16 protein-coding genes and 1 pseudogene are annotated in these 22803 nt (G+C 66.6%); 11 read left to right on the top strand and 6 right to left on the bottom strand.

Annotated features, from left to right (window positions below):
• Positions 1-100 precede the first annotated feature (100 nt).
• The 5 genes from AWC16_RS08200 (at position 101) to AWC16_RS08180 (ending at position 5521) form a co-directional block, all read left to right on the top strand.
• Complete coding sequence (locus AWC16_RS08200) at positions 101-799, top strand: flavodoxin family protein (RefSeq protein ID WP_109561330.1); 699 nt, start codon at positions 101-103, stop codon at positions 797-799.
• A 14-nt stretch (positions 800-813) separates the two neighbouring features.
• Positions 814-1317: a DUF2505 domain-containing protein gene (locus AWC16_RS08195; protein WP_085264244.1), complete on the top strand. Its 504-nt coding sequence runs from the start codon at positions 814-816 to the stop codon at positions 1315-1317.
• A complete protein-coding gene (locus AWC16_RS08190; RefSeq protein ID WP_085264243.1) occupies positions 1310-2041 on the top strand; it encodes a nitroreductase family protein in 732 nt (243 codons plus the stop codon). Before AWC16_RS08195 ends, AWC16_RS08190 begins: the two co-directional genes overlap by 8 nt.
• A gap of 182 nt (positions 2042-2223) precedes the next feature.
• Positions 2224-3972: a hypothetical protein gene (locus tag AWC16_RS08185; RefSeq protein ID WP_133055923.1), complete on the top strand. Its 1749-nt coding sequence runs from the start codon at positions 2224-2226 to the stop codon at positions 3970-3972.
• Between the two features lie 199 nt (positions 3973-4171).
• The gene (locus tag AWC16_RS08180; protein WP_085264241.1) at positions 4172-5521 is read left to right on the top strand and encodes a hypothetical protein; all 1350 of its coding nucleotides are present in this window, start codon (positions 4172-4174) and stop codon (positions 5519-5521) included.
• A gap of 48 nt (positions 5522-5569) precedes the next feature.
• Here AWC16_RS08180 and AWC16_RS08175 read toward each other — a convergent pair whose 3' ends face one another.
• On the bottom strand, positions 5570-6637 hold the full coding sequence (locus AWC16_RS08175) for a PE-PPE domain-containing protein (RefSeq protein ID WP_234812173.1): 1068 nt from the start codon (positions 6635-6637) through the stop codon (positions 5570-5572).
• A gap of 104 nt (positions 6638-6741) precedes the next feature.
• Between AWC16_RS08175 and AWC16_RS08170 the strand changes: the two are divergent.
• Positions 6742-7554: pseudogene (locus tag AWC16_RS08170) on the top strand (SDR family NAD(P)-dependent oxidoreductase); the annotation flags it as partial.
• A 78-nt stretch (positions 7555-7632) separates the two neighbouring features.
• Positions 7633-8418, top strand: a complete 786-nt coding sequence (locus tag AWC16_RS08165) for an alpha/beta hydrolase (RefSeq protein ID WP_085264270.1) — start codon at positions 7633-7635, stop codon at positions 8416-8418.
• 28 nt (positions 8419-8446) lie between these two features.
• Here AWC16_RS08165 and AWC16_RS08160 read toward each other — a convergent pair whose 3' ends face one another.
• The 5 genes from AWC16_RS08160 to AWC16_RS08140 form a co-directional block, all read right to left on the bottom strand.
• A complete protein-coding gene (locus AWC16_RS08160; protein ID WP_085264269.1) occupies positions 8447-9259 on the bottom strand; it encodes a phthiotriol/phenolphthiotriol dimycocerosates methyltransferase in 813 nt (270 codons plus the stop codon).
• 70 nt (positions 9260-9329) lie between these two features.
• A complete protein-coding gene (locus AWC16_RS08155; RefSeq protein WP_085264239.1) occupies positions 9330-10160 on the bottom strand; it encodes an SDR family NAD(P)-dependent oxidoreductase in 831 nt (276 codons plus the stop codon).
• A complete protein-coding gene (locus AWC16_RS08150; RefSeq protein ID WP_085264238.1) occupies positions 10157-11515 on the bottom strand; it encodes a cytochrome P450 in 1359 nt (452 codons plus the stop codon). The genes AWC16_RS08155 and AWC16_RS08150 overlap by 4 nt, the downstream gene beginning before the upstream one ends.
• Positions 11516-11685: 170 nt before the next feature.
• Entirely contained in the window at positions 11686-12453 is a 768-nt protein-coding gene (locus tag AWC16_RS08145) for a phthiotriol/phenolphthiotriol dimycocerosates methyltransferase (RefSeq protein ID WP_207572282.1), read from the bottom strand.
• Positions 12454-12550: 97 nt separating this feature from the next.
• Positions 12551-13630, bottom strand: a complete 1080-nt coding sequence (locus tag AWC16_RS08140; RefSeq protein WP_085264236.1) for an AurF N-oxygenase family protein — start codon at positions 13628-13630, stop codon at positions 12551-12553.
• A gap of 237 nt (positions 13631-13867) precedes the next feature.
• On the opposite strand from AWC16_RS08140, the gene AWC16_RS08135 reads away from it, so the two are divergent.
• The 4 genes from AWC16_RS08135 (at position 13868) to ileS (ending at position 22545) form a co-directional block, all read left to right on the top strand.
• Positions 13868-15364, top strand: a complete 1497-nt coding sequence (locus AWC16_RS08135) for a flavin-containing monooxygenase (protein WP_085264235.1) — start codon at positions 13868-13870, stop codon at positions 15362-15364.
• Between the two features lie 78 nt (positions 15365-15442).
• Complete coding sequence (locus tag AWC16_RS08130) at positions 15443-18490, top strand: MMPL/RND family transporter (RefSeq protein ID WP_272937810.1); 3048 nt, start codon at positions 15443-15445, stop codon at positions 18488-18490.
• 118 nt (positions 18491-18608) lie between these two features.
• A complete protein-coding gene (locus tag AWC16_RS08125; RefSeq protein ID WP_085264234.1) occupies positions 18609-19112 on the top strand; it encodes a hemerythrin domain-containing protein in 504 nt (167 codons plus the stop codon).
• 277 nt (positions 19113-19389) lie between these two features.
• On the top strand, positions 19390-22545 hold the full coding sequence (gene ileS / locus AWC16_RS08120; protein WP_085264233.1) for an isoleucine--tRNA ligase: 3156 nt from the start codon (positions 19390-19392) through the stop codon (positions 22543-22545).
• The last annotated feature ends 258 nt before the right edge of the window (positions 22546-22803 follow it).

Below are 22803 nucleotides of genomic sequence, written 5' to 3'. Positions count from 1 at the left end.
TCAGCGAGGCTCGACGGAGGAGAGCCGAAGCTGGGACCGTCGCATGAACCCGGCGGTTCAGCGAGGCTCGACGGAGGAGAGCCGAAGCTGGGACCGCCGCATGAACCGGGAGGCACAGATGGCAGATGAGAACACCGCCCGCAACGGGCGGGCGCCGCGGATCCTGTTGCTGTACTACAGCTACTCCGGGCAGTCGCTCAAGGTGCTCGAGACCGCCGGTGAGGTGTTCGCCGAACGGGGCTGTGAGGTGGTCAAGGCCGGTATCGAGTTCACCGATCCGCGCTACTCGCAGCGCTTCTCACAGTTTCCCCTGAAGCGGGTGTGGCCGGACATGCTCAGCGTGCTCAAAGCCCAACAGCGGGGCGAGACGGGGGAGATCCGCACTCCCGACGCGGTGCGCGACGGGGACTACGACTTGATCTGCATCGGCTCACCGACCTGGTGGAAGGCGCCCGCCATGCCGATCCGGTCCTTCCTGAAATCAGATGAGGCGCGAAAGCTGCTGGCCGGCAAGCCGTTCGCGGTGTTCACCGTGTGCCGTGAATTCTGGCAGGAGAATTACGCCGAGGTCTGCCGGCTCGCCGACGAGTGCGGCGGACGCTATCAGGACGAGATTCACCTCACTTATCCCGGCGACCCGCTGCGCTCGATGCTGGCGCTGACCAGCTATCTGGGCAGTGGGCGCTACCGGGAGCGCTACCTGGGTCTGCGCCTGCCACCCACCAACGTCCAACCCGAGCAACTGGACCGGGTCCGCAAGTTCGCCGCGGCCCTGGTGAGCCGCTTGTTCGGCAAGTGAGAGGTGAGTAGGACATGCCCCGTTCCTTCGAGGTGACGTTCTCCTCACCCGCGACCGTCGAGCAGGTACACGGCGCCTTCGGCGACCGCTCCTATTGGCAGGCCCGGCTCGAGGCATTCGGGGGCGCCAAGACCCTCGATGCCCTGGAGGTCGATTCGGGCGGCCGGGTGCGGGTCGTGGTCACCGAGGATCTGCGCCACGGCGCGCTGCCCGGCATGTTGGCCAAGGTGTACCGCGGTGACCTCAACATCGTCACCACCGAGGTGTGGACGCCGGCCGGCGACGGCCGGGTCGACGGCGACATCAACGTGGCGGTGACCGGAGCCCCGGGTTCGGGCAGCGGCATCGCGGTGCTCGAACCCGCCGGTGCGGGCTCGCGGTTGGCACTGACCGGCACCATCCGGTTCAAGGTTCCGCTGGTGGGCGGTGCGATCGAGAGCTTCCTGGCCCGCGAGTTCGCCGAGGGCATTCCGGAGATTCAACGGTTCACCACGACCTGGCTGGGCGAGAATGCCTGACGCCGAGTTCACCGGAGCGTTCACTCCCACCCATGTGCCCGCCACCGCCGAGGCGCTGGCCGGGCTGGACATGGCGCTGGGCGAGGCCATGATGACCCAGCGCGCGGTACGGCGGGTCTACTCCGACCCGGTCGACGACGCGGTCGTGCTGAAGTGCATCGAACTGGCATTGCGGGCCCCGACCGGCAACGACGGGCAGAACTGGGAATTCATCGTTGTCCGGGATCGCCGCGTCAAAGAGGAATTGGCCAAGCGTTACCGGCAGGCGTGGAAAATCCAGCGCGGGCTGGTATTGCGCCGCAAGATCAAAACCGACGAATCGATAGCCGGCATCGCGCGGGCGATGGAGTGGCAGATCGACCACTTCGCCGAGATCCCGGTACTGGTGGTGGCCTGCCTGCGCCTGGGCGCCCGGGAGGGCCGGCTACCGGTGGTGCGGATGCCGCACATCGCCGAATCCGCCTACTGGGGGTCGATCTATCCCAGCGTGCAGAATCTGCTGCTGGCGGCGCGCGCCATGGGCCTGGGCGCCTCGCTGATCACCCTGCCGCTGTGGAGTCAGCGTGCCGCGCGGCGCATTCTGGGCCTGCCGCATGCGGTCACCCCGTGCTGCATCGTGCCGCTGGGTTGGCCCCGCGGACGGTACGGTCCGACCACCCGCAGGCCGGTCGGCGAGGTCACCCATCTCGATGGCTACGGCAATCGGGAGTGGCTGGATCGCTGATATCGGGCCTCAGATCAACGATGATCAGCATTACGTGCCACTTAGCGGACCTTATTCCGCGGCCCGTGTAAATTATCCTGTGCTCGCTTAGACACCCAGCCGTGACACCGATATGCTGTCCCGGCGAGGGTGGGGACCAAGGGGGACGTGTGAAGCATGGTGTGACGCGAGAGCGTCAGTTCGTGACAGTCGCTGCGCTTGGGGCGGTGCCTCAACGCCGGACCGCGGCTGGCGGTGCGCATCGCGCGGCGCGTCGCGCGGCGCCTCAACGTCAGCGCGTCAGTGCCGGTGCGCATCGTCCGGCGCCCGAGCGTCGGTACGCGACGGCCGGCGCGGTATTCGCGGCTGCCAGTGCCGTGGCGGTCGCCCCGGTCGCTCCGGTCGCCCCGTGGGTCCCGGAGCTGACGGCGGCCGAGCGGGCGATTCAGCTGGCGGCTGAGGCATCGTTCCTCAACATCCCGTTCAACCTGATCCAAGACTTCTTCAACGTTCCCTACAACGTGGTACAGGCCACCAATGTCCTGAACGACTCCTTCTTCTTCACCGGAAACTGGTGGACTCCGAGCGCCACCAACATCTGGGGCGAGGACCCGGGCGACCCGGGGCATTTCATGGCGGTCTTCGACTACCTGCTGCCGTTCGCGCCGCAGGCTTCCGGCCTCTACCAGCCCACGATCGACCCGGACGCGCTGGCCAACGGCACCGCGGGCCTGGGTCAGCAGATCGCGATCTTCGCGGCGGCGATGTTGCCGGTCAGCGCATCGTGTGACCCGATCCAGTGCTACCCGATCACACCGGTCGAGCCGATCACCGGCATCACCGCCCTGGACCGCACCCTGCAGTTCTTCAATGTGTTCACCAACTTCCCCAACGACGACAACCAGATGGACCTGTTCCGGTACTGGCTGAAGGTGCCGCTGCAGCAGCTGTTCGACGGATACCGATTCCCGGCCAGCCCGTTCGAGACCGACAACCCCACCGCGGCAGGCATCGCCAACCCGGTCAGCGGGATCGGTGAGGGTGGGGCAGTGCCGGGTTCGCCGCTGGACTCGGTGCCCGGCAACAACGGCCATCCGGGTCCGGGCTTCGGCTACCCGGGAACCGTTCCCCTCCTCGACGACGACGGCAACCCCGTCCTGGATGCCGCCGGGAACCCGATCAACATGCAGCCGTGGGCGGGTCTGGACTTCACGTTCAACCCCCTCAAGCCGTTCGAGCTGTGGTTCAACAGCCTGATGGAGCCGGTCGACTGGAGTATCAACGGCGACGATCCGCTGGTCGGCTTCCACATCCTGGACCCGGCCGACGTCGCCCAGACGTTCAAGGCCCTGCTCGCGGGATTGGTGATCGACTTCAACCCGTACGTGCCCGGCAGCCCGCTCTGCCCGGGGCTGTGCATGACCCCGCCCTTCGCCCCGCCGTTCGGCGTGACCACCCTGGACCTGGTCAAGACCATCCAGTCCATCGGCGCACCCAACCCGTCGATCCAGCAGTGGATCGATCTGACCGAGCAGGAGAATCCGTACGGGTTCTCCAACGTCGGCAATGCCAACGGAGCGACGGACGAGCAGGTCCTGGCCGCCGTTATGGCCCTGCAGACCGGGCTGTTCACCTTCGACGAGGAGACCCAGCGCGGCATCCTCGACTCCCTGGCCGACATCAACCCGTATCTGCCGAACCTGGTCGTCAACGCCGGCCTGCTGACCGACCCGGGCTTCCTGGGTCCGTGGGAGCAGGATGCGGCGGGTAAGTACATGGTGCCGGGCTACGACCCGAACCTGCCGCTGTTCGAGCAGCAGGTCGGCGAGTACGGCGGCTACAACACCCTGCTGCTCTGGGACAACTTCCTGCTCGCCCTCGACCCCTCGGGTGGGCTCACCGCGCAACTCGACGCGTTGTGGGACGAGATCATGAGCTGGTTCACCTTCTAGGTTCCAGGCCCGATGTCACAGCAGCCCGACTCCTCCGCATGGTCGGGCTGTTGTGCGTTCGTGGGGCCGCGCCGGGAGCATCGTCGAGCATCAGCTCTCACTCGATTTGCGCTCAGGTAACACTTTGGTAGATTGCGTGAACCAGTTACGGCGAGGTCATTTCCGTCACACTTATTCTCATCGCTTGGAGGACACCGGGATGGTTGCGGCCTTGCGCGCCCATTTCACCGCGGGCCTGGCCGTCACCACCGCCGGGCTGATCGCCGTGGCTCCGCCGGCGCCGTCGCTCCCTGAGACCTCTGTTGCTCACCTGGCGCCAAGCCTGGCCGCTGAGGAATCGTTGTGGAACGTTCCGCTGAACCTGTTCCAGGCGCTGGTCAACGTTCCGGCTTGGGAGATCCACGGGATGGACACGCTGGCGAAGTCGCTGTTCTACAGCGGCCCGTGGTTCGTCGGCAGTCCCACCAACGTCTGGGGTGAGGATCCCGGCGACATGGGGCACTTCGAGGGAATCCTTCAGATGATGTTCCCGTTCCCGGAGTTGTCCGGCGCCGGCCACGAAGGTGACCATTTCTACCCCGGCCTCGGCCAGCAGCTGTCCATGCTGGCCAACGTTCAGATCCCGATCAATCTGGGCTGCGCGGGCCTGGACTGCCTGCCAGCGATGCCGACCAGTCCGATCAGTGGCTTCACCTGGGTCGACCAGACGCTGTGGAGCCTGTTGATCATCACCGGCCTGCAGAAGTTCCCGCTGATCAACAACTGGTTCCAGGTCCCGTTCTCGGACATGATGAACGGCAATACCTACTACTTCGACCCCAACGGGCCGGGCATGGTCAACGTCGGGTTTGCTCACGACGGGTACTACTGGGAAGGCACTCGCACCCTGGCGGAACTGGGGTTGAACCCGGAGGACTACCCCGATATCGACCCGGACGCCCCGCTGCAGCCGTGGGCCGGCAGCTACTACGCGATGGACTTCGACACGCCGTTCATCAACTTCTTCAACAGCCTGATGCAGCCGTTCGACTTCGACAAGTTCAAGCTGCCCGATCTGGTGGACTTCGGGCGCGCGCTGCAATCCCTCTTCGCCTCATTCCTGGTGGCCTTCAACCCGTTCATCCCCGGTAGCCCGGTGTGCCCCGGGCCGTGTCTGCTGCTCGAGCCGGGGGGTGACATCTGGAAGCCGGAAGACTGGAACACGCCCAGCTACTACCTGCTGGCGAAACTGGTCGGCGACCTGTGGCCGGGCAACCCTGTCATCGACGAATGGGTGGCCGCCTACGACAACGGGACCGCCAACGTCTCCACACCGGAGATCATCGAACACGAGGCCTGGCTGTGGCGGCTCGGCACGGTGCTGCTCAACATCAAGAATCCGCTGCCCGACGACCCGGCAGTCGACACCACCGGCTTCCTGCCCAGCGCCGAGGACATCCGGGAATTCCTCGGCGACTATCTGTACCGAATCGCCGACAACATCGGCGTCATCGGGCCCTTCGACATCCAGGGACTCTGGGACGCCGTATTCGACGTCCCCCCGGCATAGCAGAAGTCACCCCGGCCTTACTGCTCGCCGGGGTGACCCTGGTGTGATCTACGCGCCGATCAGGCCCGACAGGTCCGGCAGGTACGGGTACAGGTCCGGCAGCTCACTCTCCGGCAGTATTCCCAGCGCGACCTGGGCGGCTATCCAGCCCTGCTCGATACCGAGTTGCAGGTTCTGGGCCACCACGTCCGGGAAGATCGTCGGAACGCCCCAGGACACCGGTGTGACGACGTCGGCGGGACCGGTCCGGTCGTAGCCCAGGTCGATGAGCACCCGCAACGCGGGCTGAACCAGGTCGGCCATGGCGGGCCCGAACAGCGGGATCCATCGGATCCCGTCGAGCAGGGGCAGGTTCTGCGTCGGAATGAGGAAGTAGTCGGTGTTGATGTCCCCCGAGGTATTGAGCTGCACCGCGTCCTGGATCGAACTCGGGTCGAACGGCGTCGGCCACCCGGGCAGCAACGCGGGGTGCAGGGAGACATAGCCGGCCATGGCGTTGGCCACAGCGAGCAGGTTCGTCGCATACTTCGGGAAGTCGGTCGCTCCGCTGTACTGGATCGTGTAAATGTCGGTGTGGTAGATGCCGTCCGGGGGCGTCACCGGCAAGGTCGAGAAGAACCGGCTGAACCATCCGCCGTCGGGGTTGCCGAGGTTTTCCAACAGCACGAAGCTCAACTGGTCCGGGTCCGGCTGCTGGTCGGCGGGCAGCGCCAGCAGGTTGATCAATTCCTGAGTGGCCACCGCAGCGCTCATCGAGTAGCCCCACACCACCACGTTGTCGCCGTCAGCCAGTTGAGAGGTGATCGCCTGATGCAGGTCGGCCACCCCCTGCGTCAACCCCGGCCCGTAATCGTTCATCGGCGTGGTCACGGGAACCGGGGTGTACCCGGGGAACGTCGGCTGCCCGACAAAAGGGTTCTGGGGATCGAGGAAATCGGCCATGACCTGGTCGATGTATGAAGGCTGGGGCGTCGGCTGAAAGGCCGATCCCATGATGAGCAGGGTGTCCGCACCGGCGGCGAACCCCGCACCGAGCATCGACGTCATGCCCATCAGGCCGGCGCATCCCCCCGCCAACAGGCCTGCCGTCATCCACCGCGAACTGGAGCGTGCCATGAAATTCCCCCATTTAAGTCACACACATGTCCGCGTAAGCGTACACAGGAACTCGTCCCAGCGCCTGCCGAGGTGAGGGTTTGCCAGAAGATAGGGTGAGCAGTGTGGCTGTACCGGCACCGGGCGACACCAGGGCCGCGACAATAATCACCGGCGCGTCGTCGGGGATCGGTGCGGCACTGGCACGTGAGTTCGCCCGACGCGGCCACCAGCTGGTTCTGGTGGCGCGCAGAGCGGATCGGCTGCACGCATTGGCCGACGAGCTGGGCGAGTTGAGGCTGGCGCCCATGCACGTTCTGCCCACGGATCTCGCCGATCCGGCCGACCGAGCCGCGCTGCCCGGCCGGATCGTCGAACTGGGCTTGGTGGCCGACGTGCTGGTGAACAACGCCGGCGTGACCGCGGTGGCGCTGGTTGCGGAGGCGGACCCGGAGCGCCAACTCAACCTGGTCGAAGTGGATGTGGCCGCGGTGGTCGATCTGTGTACCCGGTTCTTACCGGGCATGGTGGCGCGCGGCAGGGGGGCAGTGCTGAACGTGGCTTCGATCGCCGCCTTCAGCCCGCTGCCCGGCCAAGCCAGCTACGGTGCCGCCAAGGCCTTCGTGGCCTCCTATACCGAGAGCTTGCGCAGCGAATTGCACGGCACCGGCGTCACCGCCACCGTGTTGTGCCCGGGGCCGGTGGACACCCCGATTGACATCACGGCCGGGTTCACTGCGGGGGAACGCCAACGGGCCCTGCCCGCGGTCATGTGGAAGCCGGTGGACCAGGTCGCGCGGGCGGCCGTCGACGGCCTGACCGCGGGGAAGGGGCGGGTGACGCCGGGTTGGGCGAACCGGCTGCTGGTGGTCGCCAGCTGTGTCGTTCCACATGGTCCGCTGCTACCGTTGCTGGCGCGGCGCGCACCGCTGTCGACACGCAATACCGGGCGGGAGAAGATCCGGTTATCGTCGAAAACAGCGAAGGCCGGGTCGCCGGACAGGGGGAGCAGTGTCGTGCTTGAGGTGATCGACAAGGGCTGCGTCAGCGAGGCCCATCCGGTTCCGTTGCTGTTCGTCCACGGCGCCTGGCATGCTGCCTGGTGCTGGGACGAGAATTTCCTCGGATACTTCGCCGATCACGGTTATCGCGCGCTGGCGGTCAGCTTCCGGGGGCACGGCGCCAGTAGCACCGACAAGCCGTTGCGAACCTGCAGCGTTGAGGATTACGTCGAGGACATCCGATCGGTTGCCGACGAGCTGCCGGTGGCACCGGTCGTGATCGGTCACTCGATGGGCGGGTTGATCGTGCAGAAGTATCTCGAGGACTCACCGGCGCCGGCCGGGGTCCTGATGGCGTCAATTCCCCCGCAGGGCAACTACGGGTCGAGTCTGCGCTGGCTGCGTAACCACCCCTGGCACGCGATCAAGATGGCGGTCACCGGCAAGGCGCTGCCCTACATCAACACGCCCGCACTGGCCCGGGAGAAGTTCTTCTCCGAGGCGACTCCCGAGGACAGCGTGCTGGAATGCGCCGCGCGCCTTCAGGAGGACAGCGCCCGGGTCAGCGTTGACTGCCTGATGCTCAATCTGCCGCACCCGAAGCGGGTGACGACGCCGCTGCTGGTGCTCGGTGCTGAGGAGGACGGCGCGCACACCCGCAAAGAGGTGCGCGCCACCGCTCGTGCCTACGGCACCGAGGCAGAGTTCTTCCCGGGCATGGGGCACAACATGATGCTCGAGCCGGGCTGGGAGGCGGTGGCTGAGCGCATCCACAACTGGCTCGGCGCCCGCGGCCTCTAGGCTTCTCGGCGCTGGTCGCGCCCGCTGGTCAGTCCTTGGTGAAGTGGTACAGCCGGTAGACGAACTCGCCGTTCTTCAGCGCTCCGTTGAAGGTCCAGTCGGTGGCTGCGCTGGCGAAACGGGCCAGACCGCCGTGGTGGGCGATCATGTCCTGTTTGCGGGCCAGGTTCTTCTCGTTGCCCCGCAGCACGTCCATGCTGATGTCCTCTTGCGCCACCAGCCGCAATCCGGTGTCGGCCAGCTCGGCATCCCACCGGGCCAGCTCGCTGCGGCGGCGGAAATCGGTGTAGAGGAAGTGTCCACCCGGGGCCAGCACTCGTGCCGCGCCGTCGAAGAAGCGTGCCGGGTGCGGGTAGAGGTGTGATGCCTCCACTTGGAACACCACGTCGAATGAGCCGTCCTCGAAAGGCAGGTTCTCGGCATCGCCCTGCACGAAGTCCATTCCGGGCAGCTGGTGGCGCTGCCGGCAGAACTCGATCGCGGTCTCGTTGAGGTCGAGACCGGTGTAGGAGGCGGGCTTGAAGGTGCGGGCCACATACGACGCGCCGCCGCCGTGGCCGCAGCTGACCTCGAGCACCTTCTTGCCGGCCAGGTCCGCCTGGGCGGCCGTGCGGTGGTACTGCTGGATGAAGAACCGGTTGGCCTCGTCGGAGGCCTCCAGCGGTATCGCCATCGGCGGGTCTTCTTCATAGCCGTAGTTGAGGAACAACCAGTCGTCACCGCTGAGCATCTTGGTCTGGGTCGAGAACCGCTTGGTCACGAACGAGGTGAACAGCAGGTGGTAGACGAGCGGCGTCGTCATCACGCGATGGGCTACCGGGTTGAATATCAAGCGGTTCATCGTGGACATCGGGGCAGTATGTCACGGACGGTATGCCTGGTCAGCGACCGGGTCGGGGCCCGCGAAGCCGTCAGTCGCGCAGTCCGCGCATCAGGATTCGGTCCCACATGCGGTCGGTCAACAGCGCCCGGGCGAGCACGGTGGCCTTGCCGGAGAGCCCGACCACATACCGCGGCCGGGGGTTGCGGGCCCGGACCACGCGCACCACGGCGCGGGCCACCACATCGGGTTCGATCATCACCCCGCGCTTGGCGGTCAGCTCGCGGGTGTTGTCGGCGTAGCGGCGTTTGAAGCCGCCGTAGGGGTCGTCGTCGGCGTAGCAGGGCTGTGCCTCCTGCTGCGAGGTCACGAACGGGGTGTGCACCGCGGTCGGGTCGAGCAGCACCACCCGCACCCCGAACGGTGCCACCTCGGCGCGCAGCGACAACGACAGCGCCTCCATGCCGTACTTGACCACGTGGTACCCGCCGGCTCCCGGGCTGGCGAAGCGGCCCCCGGTGCTGCCGATGTTGACGATGACGCCGGTCCCGCGCTCGCGCATCCCCGGCAGCACCGCCTGCGATAAGTGAAGCGCTGCAACCACATTGGTCTCAAAAAGGCTGCGCAGGTCAGCCAGCGCCAGCTGTTCGAGCGGACACGTCAGCGGGAACCCCGCGCTGTTGACCAGCACGTCGACGCGAGAGTGGTCGGCTTCGATCTCCGCGATGAGGCGCTGCACCGCCGCCTCGTCGGTGACATCCAGGGCGCGGGCGGTCAGGCCGCGCGCCTGCAGGCGTTGCAGCGCCTCGGGGTTGCGGCCGACCGCGAAGACGCGATAACCGGCGGCCTGCAGCCGATCGGCGGTCGCCTCACCGATCCCACTCGTCGCCCCGGTGACCAGCGCAACCGGCTCGGCGCTCATCGGGTGCCGGTGGACCCGGACTGCGCCGCGGCCTGGCTCGCCTCATCGTCGGCGAGCACCAGTTCGACGGGCAGGTGCTCCAGGCCGCGCATCGTCGCGTTGACCATATGGCGGTGCTCCCCGTCCAGCCGGATCTCCTTGACCCGGGGGATCAACTGCGTCAGCACCCGGCTGACTTCGATGCGGGTCAGGTGTGTGCCCAGGCAGTAGTGCGCGCCGCCGCCGAACGCGAGGTGGTCGGTCGGATTGCGGTCCAGATCGAACGTGTCCGGATCCGGGTAGTGCCGTGGATCGCGGTTGGCCGCCGCGTAGAGCACCAGCACCCGCGCACCGGCCGGGATGGTGTGGTCGCCGACCTGATAGTCGCGGGTCGCGGTCCGGTAGAACCCCTGGACCGGGGAGACGAAGCGCAACTGCTCTTCGATGGCGGCGGGAATGAGCTCGGGGTGCTCGCGCAGCCGCGCGTATACGTCCGGGCGCTGTGCCAGCGTCAGGAACAGGCCCGAGATCAGATTCATCGTGGTCTCGCTGCCGGCGCCGACCAGCATCGACGCGGTCCAGAACACCTCGTCGTCGGAGAGCGTGTCCTCACCGCTGGGAGCCGCCAGCATCGAGATCAGGTCATCGCCGGTGGCGGCGCGACGCGTTCTGATCATCGGGTCGAGGCTGCGGTGCATGGCGGCGACGGCCTGACTGGAACGCATGTTCAGCGCCATGCCGCGCAGATTCAGCGGCGCGAAGGCGGCCTCATTGATGGTGTCCGCCCACTCCAGGAACTGGTGGCGGTCCTCCTGCGGAATCGCCAGCATCATCGTGATCAGCCGGTTGGGCAGGGGCTTGGCCAGGTCGGCCACGATCTCGACGCGGCCGCGCTTGATCATCGCGTCCACGAGCTCGTCGGCGACGCGGTTGATGTTGATCTCCCACGACTTCATCGCGCGGGGCGTGAAGGCCCGGGAGACCGAGCGGCGCAGCCGGGTGTGCACCGGCGGGTCGGTGGCATTCATCGTCTGCAGGTGGACCCGGAAGCGGGCCTGGCTCTCCGCCGAGGACAACGCGCCGTCGTCACGCAACGCCTGCCGGACCTCGTCGTAGCCCGGAATGATCCAGATGCCACGTTTGCGGCTGTACCAGACCTTCGGACCGCTGAACAGTGTCCGATATGCCGGATAGGGGTCACGCATCGTCTCGGGAGCGAACGGGTCGAAATCGGTCAGTGGCGCGGTTTCACGCCCGGTGAGGGCGTACCGGTAGGCGGTCGCTCGGTCGCGGAGCACCCCGACCAGCCCGTCGGTGCCGATCTTGAGCAGGCTGGCGCGAAAACGAAGCCGACGCGTCAGTTCCTTCTGGCCCATCTGGCAAGCCCCCTCGATCGTCAGGTTTGAGCACGATTGGCCCGCGACTGGCCACCGCCCGTCACCCTAACCCGGTTGCCGTCGTCGTCTGAAGGGACGTCGGTCACCAAAGAAGCGCCGGAGCTCCGGGGTTGAGTCCCGGCTCGCTCCGGCGCTTCGACGTGGTGTCCTTAGTCCTTGACGAGGTCGAAAATGCGGTAGGTGATCTCACCGCGGTCCAGGTCGCGGTAGAACAGCGACCCCTCGACCACGGCGAACTCCCGGGCGAAGCGGCGCAGGAAGAACGGCATCCGTTCGTTGATCAGCTCGTTGGAGCGCGGCGAGTTCGCCGCCAGGCCGCGAACGACCTCGCGGCTGATGTCGCGCTCGTTGACCAGCCGCAGCGGCGGGGTGGCCAGGGTCTGCTGCCAGGACTCGATGTCCTCCTTGGCGCGGAAGTCGGTGTGCAGGAAATGCCCGCCCGGGCGCAGCACCCGTCCCACCTCGCGTACGAACTGCGCGAAGTCGGGGTAGATGTGGGAGGCCTCGACGTTGACCACCGCATCGAACGAATTGTCCGGGAACGGCAGGTTCAGCGCATCACCCTGCACGAAGTCCAAGCCGGGCACCTGGTGGCGCTTCTGGCAGAAGGCCACGCCGTCCGGATTGAAGTCCAAGCCGGTGTAGGAGGCGGGTTTGAGGGTGCGGGCCAGGAAGGAGGCGCCGCCGCCGTGGCCGGAGCTGACCTCCAGCACCTTCTTGCCGGCCAGGTCGATCTGGGTGGCGGTCTGGTGGTAGAGCTGGATCGAGTAGCGGTCGGCCTCGTCGGCCTCGTCGAGCTTGATACCCAGCGGCGGATCCTCCTCGTAACCCCAGTTGAGGAAGACGACGTCGTCGTGCCCCATCCGCTTGGTCATGAACGGGTACCAGTATTTGAAGGCCTTCTTGTACAGCGGCATCGCCGAGATGCGGTAAACCAGATCGGCGCCGACTTTTTCCAAGGTCTCAGATGGGGAACGCACCATACCGAAAGTATGGCACAGCGCAGAGGCTGCCTCAGACGCCGGTGACTTGGCCCGGCACCCGCGAGCGCTGCGGCTCACCGCGGTACCGCGATGGGGATCCGTCGATTCGGCAGATGCGCCACATCAGGCGTCCGACGGGGGTCATCAGGCCGATATCGGTGCAGAGCATCCGGATATCGGCGAAGGTGTCCTGCATCATCTGTCGGGTCTCGGGGGATCCGGTCAGCAGCTGCCTGCGTACCGAACGCGGCACATCGAAGCGGCGGAAGAAGGCGCGCGGCGGCAGCACCATCGGCTTGGCCATCACCCGCATGACGACCGGCACGTACAGCGACATCCACATCCGGTTGAGCCACCACACGTTCGGGACACGCCTGCGCAGGTAGGCGTCGGCGAATGAGATGTGCCGCGCCTCCTCGGCGATGTGGATGGCCATCACCTTCGCTACGACGGGATGCGTCTGGGCCGAGCCGCGCAGCGCGTTGGTCTGCATGACGTCCACCGGAACCTCGCCGGCCAGCACGCCGAAGAAGAACGTGTTGGGGAACGGGCCGGCGTACAGCGGCATCACCGGTGAGAGCCGACGCATCCACCACGGCATGCCTGGAACATCGAACCCGATACGGTTCACCAGCTCCTGGAACATCAGGACGTGGTTGCACTCTTCGATGGACTCGTGCATGCAGTAGCGATGTTCGGGGGAGCCGTTGGGCACCCAGGACGCGTACTGGACCAGTCCGCGGATCAACATGCTCTCGAACTGCATGGAGACCTTGGCGATGTTGGCCTGCCTCCACATCCCCATGGCGATCTGCTTGTCCAGCGGCTGGCTGCGATACCAGGGGGAGTAGGCGAAGGGGCCGTCGGCCATCACCCATCGCGGGTCATTCGGGGTGATGGCGTACTCGGGGGCATCCCAGTCGATGTCGATGAATGGGTCGAAGCGGCGTCGCACCGAGCTTTCCGACAGGTTCTTCAGGGCCGCGGCGTACTGCGGGTCATCGCTGACGTCCATATTGCGTCGATACCGAGCGATTGTGCGGATCGCGGTGAGCGCGAGTCCCGCAGTCAGCAGGCCCACCACCCAGCCGCATACCAACCACGTCGGCATACCGAGCATCCTTCCCGCATCCCTTCGACCGTGCGCTTCAAGAAATGTGCGACCGGGCGAAGCCTAGCGCCAACATTGGCAAAATACTAAGGCTCGCCACGCCGCTGTGGTGTGATTGGCATCATCTTGCGACCGTGCAGCGTCCGTTACTTTACCTGCCGGAGGCCGAACGGTCAGCGTTGGGCTGACCTGCACGTACAGCGATATATTGCGGCGTTGCGGTAGCGTGTTCTTCTTATGGGGACCCAGAAGTGCCTGCACTACGACGCCGTCATCGTGGGCGCGGGCTTCGGTGGAATCGGCGCGGCGATCCAACTCAACCGGCTGGGCTACGAAAACATCCTGATCGTTGACCGCCTGGACGGTCTTGGTGGAACGTGGCGGGTCAATCACTACCCGGGTCTTTCCGTCGACCAGCCTTCGACCACCTATTCCTACTGGTTCGAGCCGAACCCGTACTGGTCTCGGCTGTTCGCTCCCGGCAGCGAGGTGCAGGCCTATGCCGAGCATGTCGCCGCCAAATACGACGTCGAACGCTTCATGCGCTTCAACACCAGCGTCGACGGCGCCCAATGGGACGAGGACGCCAAGGTGTGGCGGGTGGCGCTGGCCGGCGGCGAGACGCTGACGGCGCAGTTCCTCATCGTTGCCACCGGCTTCCTGTGCCAGCCGAAGATTCCGGACATCCCGGGCATCGACACCTTCGCCGGGAAAATCATCCACACCGCCGCCTGGGATCACGAGTACTCGATGGCGGGGCGTCGTGCGGGGGTCATCGGTACCGGATCCACCGGGATCCAGGTCATCCCCGAGCTGGCCAAAGAGGTCGCCGAGCTGACGGTGTATCAGCGCACGCCGATCCTGGTGACGCCCAAATCCGACGTGGTGTTCCCGCCGGTGGTGCAACGGATGTTTGCCCGGGTGCCGTTCACCCAGCGCATCGTGCGGTGGCTGACCGACAACACCACGGACTTCATGATGGTCCTGACGATGTGGCGCTACCGGCGTTTCAAGTTCGTCAACAAGGCGATGGCGGCCCAATCGGCAATGCATCGGCTGTTCTCGGTGCGGGACCGCGAGCTCGCTCGCAAGATGCGCCCCGATTTCGACTTCGGCTGCAAGCGCCCGTCGATCTCCAATGACTACTACCCGACGTTCACCAAGCCGCACGTGCACCTGGACACCGAAGGCATCGAGCGGATCGAACCGGACGGCATCGTGTCCTGCGACGGCACCAAGCGCGAGATCGACACCCTGGTGCTGGCAACCGGTTACGACGTGTGGGAGGGCAACCTGCCGGCGATCGAGGTGATCGGTCGGGGCGGTCGCAACCTGGGCAAGTGGTGGCGCGAGACCCGCTTCCAGGCCTACCAGGGCATGACAGCCCCGGCGTTCCCGAACTTCATCAACATGTCCAGCCCGTTCGCCTGGGTGGGGCTGTCCTGGTTCAACACCGTCGAATACCAGATGCGGCACATGAACCGGTTGCTCGGCGAAGTGCAGCGGCGCCAGGCGCATACCTTCGAGGTCACCGAAGAGGCCAACACGCGGTTCTACGAGCGGATGATGGGCCTGCTGGACAGCTCGGTGTTCCACCTCGGCAACTGCGCGACCTCGAATTCCTATTGGTTCAACCACAACACCGGGGAGGCTCCGCTTTTCCGGCCGACCTCGGTGCGCAGTGCTGTCAAAGAGCAGGACAACTTCCCGCTGTCGGACTACTCGTTCGGGTAACTTCTCCAGGCAGCGGTCGGCGAACTGGGGGGTTACAGTGACCGTTTGGGCAGAACATCGGGTGAGGGGCTTGGGAAAGTGACGAATACGCACCACCTGAGCCGTAGCCGGCCGTCCGCGGCAGCCCTGGTCCGCCGGTTCGCCTGGCCGATCATTCTCGGCTGGGTGGCGCTCACGGCGTTGGTCAGCATCGCGGTCCCACCGCTGGAGCAGGTCGCCAAGGAACACCCGGTGTCGTTGAGCGCCAAGGACGCACCGTCGATTCAGGCGATGGCGCGGCTGGGGCACGTCTTCCAGGAATCCAACACCGACAGCGCGGCGATGATCGTCATCGAAGGCGATGAACCCCTCGGCGACGCCGCCCACCACTACTACAACGAGCTGATCGCCCAGCTCAACGCCGACACCAAGCACGTCCAGCACATCCAGGACTTCTGGGGCGACCCGCTCACCGCGGGCGGCGCCCAGAGTTCTGACGGCAAGGCGGCACTGGTTCAGCTGAACCTCGCCGGAAACCAGGGCGAGGCGCTGGCCAACGATTCCGTCGAGGCGGTGCGCGACGTCGTCGAGCGCACACCCGCGCCGCCGGGGGTGCGGGCCTACGTCACCGGCCCGGCGCCGATGGTCACCGACATGAACACCAGCGGCGACCGGGCGGTGCTCAAGATCCTGGTGGCCACCGTCTCGGTGATCTCGCTGATGCTGTTGCTGCTCTATCGCTCGATCGGCACCGTCGCGCTGCTGTTGGCCGTGGTCGGTATCGAGCTGGCCGCCGCGCGCGGAATCGTCGCGTTCCTGGGGCACAGTGAGCTGATCGGGCTGTCCACGTTCGCGATCAACATCCTGGTGACGTTGGCGATCGCCGCCGGCACCGACTACGGCATCTTCTTCATCGGCCGGTACCACGAGGCCCGGCACGCCGGCGAGGACCCGGAGACGGCCTACTTCACCACCTACCGCGGGGTCGCCCACGTGGTGCTGGCATCGGGTCTGACCATCGCCGGCGCCACCTACTGCTTGAGTTTCACCCGATTGCCGGTGTTCCAGACCATGGGCGCCCCGTGCGCGGTCGGCATGCTCGTCGCCGTCGCCATCGCGCTGACGCTGGTCCCGGCGGTCCTGGCCGTCGCCACGCGCCACGGCATGCTCGAACCCCGCCGCAAGATGTCCGACCGCGGCTGGCGCAGGGTGGGCACGGCGATCGTGCGCTGGCCCGGGCCGATCTTCGTGGCCGCCTGCGCGGTCGCGCTCATCGGCCTGCTCGCTCTGCCCGGCTACAAGGTGAGCTACAAGGACCCGTCGTTCATCCCGCAGGACACCCCGGCCAATCTCGGCTGGGCGGCCGCGGCGCGGCACTTCCCGGAATCGCGGTTGCTGCCCGAAGTGGTGCTGATCGAATCCGATCACGACATGCGCAACTCCGCGGACTTCCTGGTGCTCAACAAGCTGGCCAAGAGCATCTTCGCGGTCGAGGGCGTCGCCATGGTGCAGGGTGTCACCCGGCCCGAGGGCACCCCGCTCGGGCACACCTCGATCCCGTTCCTGCTCAGCATGCAGAACGCCGGGCAGATGCAGAACCTGGACTTCGTCAAAGCCCGGGTGGCCGACATGCGCAAGCAGGCCGACGATCTCGAGGGCACCATCACCTCGCTGCAGCGCATGTACGGGTTGATGCAGCAGATGGCCGCCAACACCCACCACGCGGCGGGTGTCTCGGACGAGGCCATGGAACTGGCTAAGCAGGTGCGCGGCCACATGGCCGATCTGAACGAGAACTCCAAAGCGGTGCGTGAATCCGTCGATGGGCAGGACTGCCGCGGCGACACCACCTGTCTGTCGCTGCGGGCCGCGTATGCGTCGATGGACAGCACCACCCTGCTCACCGAGAAGCTCAACGAGCTGGCGCCCGACATGAACAACATCGACGTGGTGACGCCGCAGCTGCTGGAGATGATGCCGGCGCAGATTGCCGCCATGCGCAGCATGCAGACCATGATGCTGACGCTGCACAGCACCATGTCCGGGATGATGGCGCAGGTCGAGGAGGTCGGCGGGGACTCGGCCGCCATGGGTCAGGACTTCGACGCGGCGAAGAGCGACGACTCGTTCTACCTGCCCCGGGAGGCCTTCGACAACCCGGACTTCAAACGCGTGGTCCAACTGTTCCTGTCACCGGACGGGCAGGCGGCGCGCTTCTTCGTCACCCACGACGGCTACCCGGCGACTCCGGAGGGTATGGCCCGGGTGAACCTGATCAAGAAGGCCGCGGCCGAATCCCTCAAGGGCACACCGCTGTCCGGTGCCAAGGTCTACGTGGCCGGCACCGCCGCGCTGTTCAACGACCTGCAGGGAACCGCGAACTACGACCTGCTGATTGCTGGAATCACTTCGCTGGCAATCATTTTCATTATCATGTTGCTGATCACCCGCAGCTTCATCGCCTCGGTGGTGATCGTCGGAACGGTGCTGGCATCGCTGGGGGCGTCGTTCGGCCTCTCGGTGCTGTTGTGGCAGTACATCTTCGGCATCCACCTGCACTGGCTGGTTCTGGTGATGTCGGTGATCATCCTGCTGGCGGTGGGCTGTGACTACAACCTGCTGCTGGTCGCCCGGTTCAAGGAGGAGATGGGCGCCGGGCTGAAGACCGGCATCATCCGGACCATGGGCGGCACCGGCAAGGTCGTCACCGCAGCCGGGCTGGTGTTCGCCTTCACCATGGCGTCCATGCTGGTCAGCGATCTGCGAGTGGTAGGCCAGGTCGGCACCACGATCGGGCTCGGCCTGCTGTTCGACACCCTGGTGGTGCGCTCGTTCATGATGCCGTCGATGGCGGCGCTGCTGGGCCGATGGTTCTGGTGGCCGCTGAATGTGCGGGAGCACCCGGCGCGTGCGCCGCGGGTCGCCGCATCGGTCACCGCGGACGCCAAAGCCGCCAAAGCCGCCAAAGCCGCCGATGAGATCGTTTCCGCGCCAACAGGATCGGGTCGCGAGCATGACCGAACCTTCGAGGATATGGTCGCCACGGCGTTCCCCGAGTTGTCCACGCGACCCGCGAAGCCGGTGGACGACCGGCCCACCGAGGTGCTCGCCGCGATCCAGCCGCCGGAGGAAGAGACCGAGCGCTGACCCGCTCTGGTCAGCCCGCCACCCATGGGTTAACTTTAAACAAGTCTTACTTGTAAAAAATGTGCGGGCTCCTGGCCGGCGTCAGCCGGTGCCCGCAGGGGGTGAAGGAGTCGGCCGGATGAGCATCGCAGATCGCACCGTAGCGCCCACCTCGGAGGGTTCGCTGTCGAGGGCGCTCGAACGCGAACATCGGCAGGTCGCGGCCGGGATCGGGGCCTTCCTGGAGAAGCTGGACGGCGGCAGCGTTGACGCCGATGCCCTCCGGACGACCCTGGCCGTGCTGCGGCGCCACATCTACCTGGAGGAGCAACTGCTGTTTCCGCCGATCAGCCAGGGCGCCCAGATGATGGCGGTGTTCGGGATGATCCTGGGCCACGGCGAGATCTGGCGCACCATGAGCGCACTCGACGACCTGGCCGGCGCGGGGGCCGACCACGACACCCTGCGCGGCGTCTGCCGACGACTGCTGGCCCTGCTGGCCGACCACAACCAGGTGGAGGAGCCGGTGATCTACCCGGTTGCCGACACCGGCCTGGCGCCGGAGAAAGCCGCAGAGCTGGCCGAGTTCCTCGCCACCGGCCGGATGCCCGACGGCTGGATGTGCGCAAAAGCCACGGCCTGAGCGTCCCTGAGCGTTGACGGCCCTGCCGGTGTGCGCGGTCGTTGGAGGCTTTAGAATTTCGGCCAACGGCATCGATCCGGCCATCACCGGGGAGCCTTCGGAAGAACAGCCCGGCCCGCGCAACGGACCGGCTCAGTAGACCCGAACGGGACGGCCCGTCACAGCCCTACATCGAGCGGTCGCGCCCCACGGCGGGTGCGGCAAGCGGGGTGGTACCGCGGCGCTCGCGCAACCGCGCGGCGTCGTCCCCGGGCTGGGTCCTTGGGAGACGACACACGTGAGCGAACGCAGCTATCCGAAGCCGGCCGCCGGCGCCCCCGACTTCCCGGCGGCCGAAGCCGAGGTCCTCGACTACTGGGCCGCCGACGACACTTTCCGGGCCAGCATCGCCCGCCGCGACGGCTCGCCAGAGTACGTGTTCTACGACGGGCCGCCGTTCGCCAACGGGCTGCCCCACTACGGTCATCTGCTGACCGGCTACGTCAAGGACATCGTGCCGCGCTACCGCACCATGCGCGGATACAAGGTGGAACGCCGGTTCGGCTGGGACACCCACGGGCTGCCCGCCGAACTGGAGGTGGAACGCCAGCTCGGTATCACCGACAAGTCGCAGATCGACGCGATGGGCATTGCCGCCTTCAACGAGGCCTGCCGGGATTCGGTGCTGCGCTACACATCCGAATGGCAGGCCTATGTCACCCGGCAGGCGCGCTGGGTGGATTTCGACAACGACTACAAGACCCTCGACCTGCCGTTCATGGAATCGGTGCTGTGGGCGTTCAAGCAACTGTGGGACAAGGGCCTGGCCTACGAGGGCTACCGGGTGCTGCCGTACTGCTGGCGCGACGAAACGCCCCTGTCCAACCACGAGCTGCGCATGGACGACGACGTCTACCAGAGCCGGCAGGACCCGGCGCTGACCGTCGGATTCCGGATCGCCGACGCCGGTCCGGACGGCTCGCTGGCCGGTGCTCACCTACTGGTGTGGACCACCACGCCGTGGACGTTGCCGTCCAACCAGGCGGTCGCGGTCAACCCCGAGGTGACCTACGTGCAGGTTGCGGCGGGGGAGCGGCGCTACCTGCTGGCCGAGGCGCGGCTGGGCGCCTACGCTCGCGAGCTCGGCCTGAGCGAGGGCGACGAACCACAGGTGCTGGGCAGCTACCGCGGCTCGGAGCTGCTCGGCTTGGGTTATCTGCCGCCCTTCCCGTACTTCATGGACTCACCGGGCGCCTTCCGAGTGCTCGCCGCCGACTTCGTCTCCACCGACGACGGCACGGGCATCGTGCACCTGGCACCCGCCTACGGCGAGGACGACAAGAACACCACCGACCCGGCCGGCATCACCCCGGTCACTCCGGTGGACGCCAAGGGGCGCTTCGACGCGACCGTCCCGGACTATGCCGGTCAGCACGTCTTCGACGCCAACAAGGCGATCATCGCCGACCTCAAGAACGGCACCGGTCCGGCCGCGGCCAACGGTGCGGTGCTGGTGCGCCACGAAACCTACGAGCACCCGTACCCGCACTGCTGGCGCTGCCGCAACCCGCTGATCTACAAGGCGGTGTCGTCGTGGTTCGTCCGCGTCACCGAATTCCGGGACCGGATGGTCGAACTCAACGAGCAGATCACCTGGTATCCCGAGCACATCAAGGACGGGATCTTCGGAAACTGGCTGCGCGGCGCCCGGGACTGGTCGATCTCGCGAAACCGCTACTGGGGCACCCCGATTCCGGTGTGGAAGTCGGACGACCCGGCCTACCCGCGGGTCGATGTGTACGGCAGCCTGGATGAGCTGGAACGCGACTTCGGGGTGCGGCCGGACAACCTGCACCGCCCCTACATCGACGAGCTGACCCGCCCCAATCCCGACGACCCGACCGGTCGTTCGACGATGCGGCGCATCCCCGACGTGCTGGACGTGTGGTTCGACTCGGGCTCGATGCCCTATGCCCAGGTGCATTACCCCTTCGAGAACGCCGAGTGGTTCGACGGCGGCGGGGGGCAGGCTGCCCATTACCCGGGCGATTTCATCGTCGAATACATCGGCCAGACCCGCGGCTGGTTCTACATGATGCATGTGCTGGCGACTGCGCTGTTCGACCGTCCGGCATTCAAAACCTGTGTGGCGCATGGCATCGTGCTGGGCAGCGACGGGCAGAAGATGAGCAAGTCGCTGCGCAACTACCCGGACGTCAGCGAAGTGTTCGACCGCGACGGCTCCGACGCCATGCGCTGGTTCCTGATGGCCTCGCCGATCCTGCGCGGCGGAAACCTGATCGTCACCGAGGCGGGCATCCGCGAGGGCGTACGCCAGGTGATGCTGCCGCTGACGAACGCCTACACCTTCCTGACGCTGTACGCCCCGAAACCCGGTGTCTGGCGCACCGATTCGCAGCACGTACTGGACCGCTACATCCTGGCCAAGCTGGCGTCGCTGCGCGACGACCTGACCGCGGCGCTGGACGTGTGTGACATCTCCGGTGCCTGCGAGCAATTGCGACAGTTCACCGAGGCGCTGACCAACTGGTACGTGCGCCGGTCCCGGCAGCGGTTCTGGGACGAGGACGCCGACGCGATCGACACCCTGCACACCGTGCTGGAGGTCACCGCGCGACTGGCCGCGCCACTGCTGCCGCTGACCACCGAGGTGATCTGGCGCGGGGTCACCGGGGAACGCTCGGTGCACCTGACCGACTGGCCCGAGACCGCCGATCTGCCCGCCGATACCGAACTGGTGGCGGCGATGGATCAGGTCCGCGAGGTCTGTTCGGCGGCGTCGTCGGTGCGCAAGGCGCACCAGCTGCGGGTCCGGTTGCCGCTGCCCAAACTCACCGTCGCCGTCGACGAACCGCAGCGGCTGGCACCCTTTACCTACCTGATCGCCGACGAGCTCAACGTCAAGGCCGTCGAGCTGACCGACGACATCGCCGGCTACGGGCGGTTCGACCTGGCGGTCAACGCCAAGGTGGCCGGCCCCCGGCTGGGCAAGGACGTACAGACCGCGATCAAGGCGGTCAAAGCGGGCGACGGCGTCGTCAACCCGGACGGCACCCTGAGCGCCGGGCCGGTGGTGTTGCTCGAGGGCGAATACACCTCCAAGCTGGTGGCCGCCGACCCGGAGTACACCGTGGCGCTGCCCGAGGGCGCCGGCCTGGTGGTGCTCGACAGCGCCGTGACCCCTGAGCTGGAGGCCGAGGGCTGGGCCAAGGACCGGATCCGGGAGCTGCAGGAGCTGCGCAAGAACACCGGCCTGGAGATATCAGACCGGATCAGCGTGGTGATGGCGGTGCCGGCAGGACGGCGGGACTGGGCACAGGCCCATGCCGGGCTGATCGCCGGAGAAATCCTGGCGACCAGTTTCGAATTCGGCGACCCGGCCGATCCGGTGGAAATCGGGGACGGTGTGCGGGTGTCGATCGCCAAGGTCTGACCGGTCACCCGCCGGATAACCGAAGCCCTGGGCTGGGCCGACTTTCTCGCGGCCAGATTCTTATGACCGCGATGGCCGGCGGACAGCGCCCGCACCCTCCGGCGGCAGCCGCCGCATCGCGGCATTTCCCCAGTTTGCGGTGGTGAAAACTAACCGGCGGCAGTCACGCGGCCGTGTCCGCGACGGCCGAGGCGTCGGCGCAACGCCTGTGCCGCCGAGGCCGCCGAGTCGACAGCTGTTGGCCGCCGATTAACCTCC

It is taken from the genome of Mycolicibacter longobardus (assembly GCF_002102265.1).
Classification (GTDB): Bacteria; Actinomycetota; Actinomycetes; order Mycobacteriales; family Mycobacteriaceae; genus Mycobacterium; species Mycobacterium longobardum.
This window is presented reverse-complemented; position numbering and strand designations above follow the sequence as displayed.

Bases quoted from the DNA above. Each gene is read 5' to 3' on its own strand.
- AWC16_RS08200 (WP_109561330.1), top strand. From the start codon at position 101: ATGAACCGGGAGGCACAGATGGCAGATGAGAACACCGCCCGCAACGGG.
- AWC16_RS08195 (WP_085264244.1), top strand. From the start codon at position 814: ATGCCCCGTTCCTTCGAGGTGACGTTCTCCTCACCCGCGACCGTCGAG.
- AWC16_RS08190 (WP_085264243.1), top strand. From the start codon at position 1,310: ATGCCTGACGCCGAGTTCACCGGAGCGTTCACTCCCACCCATGTGCCC.
- AWC16_RS08180 (WP_085264241.1), top strand. From the start codon at position 4,172: ATGGTTGCGGCCTTGCGCGCCCATTTCACCGCGGGCCTGGCCGTCACC.
- AWC16_RS08175 (WP_234812173.1), bottom strand. From the start codon at position 6,637: ATGGCACGCTCCAGTTCGCGGTGGATGACGGCAGGCCTGTTGGCGGGG.
- AWC16_RS08160 (WP_085264269.1), bottom strand. From the start codon at position 9,259: ATGAACCGCTTGATATTCAACCCGGTAGCCCATCGCGTGATGACGACG.
- AWC16_RS08155 (WP_085264239.1), bottom strand. From the start codon at position 10,160: ATGAGCGCCGAGCCGGTTGCGCTGGTCACCGGGGCGACGAGTGGGATC.
- AWC16_RS08150 (WP_085264238.1), bottom strand. From the start codon at position 11,515: ATGGGCCAGAAGGAACTGACGCGTCGGCTTCGTTTTCGCGCCAGCCTG.
- AWC16_RS08145 (WP_207572282.1), bottom strand. From the start codon at position 12,453: ATGCCGCTGTACAAGAAGGCCTTCAAATACTGGTACCCGTTCATGACC.
- AWC16_RS08140 (WP_085264236.1), bottom strand. From the start codon at position 13,630: ATGCCGACGTGGTTGGTATGCGGCTGGGTGGTGGGCCTGCTGACTGCG.
- AWC16_RS08135 (WP_085264235.1), top strand. From the start codon at position 13,868: ATGGGGACCCAGAAGTGCCTGCACTACGACGCCGTCATCGTGGGCGCG.
- AWC16_RS08125 (WP_085264234.1), top strand. From the start codon at position 18,609: ATGAGCATCGCAGATCGCACCGTAGCGCCCACCTCGGAGGGTTCGCTG.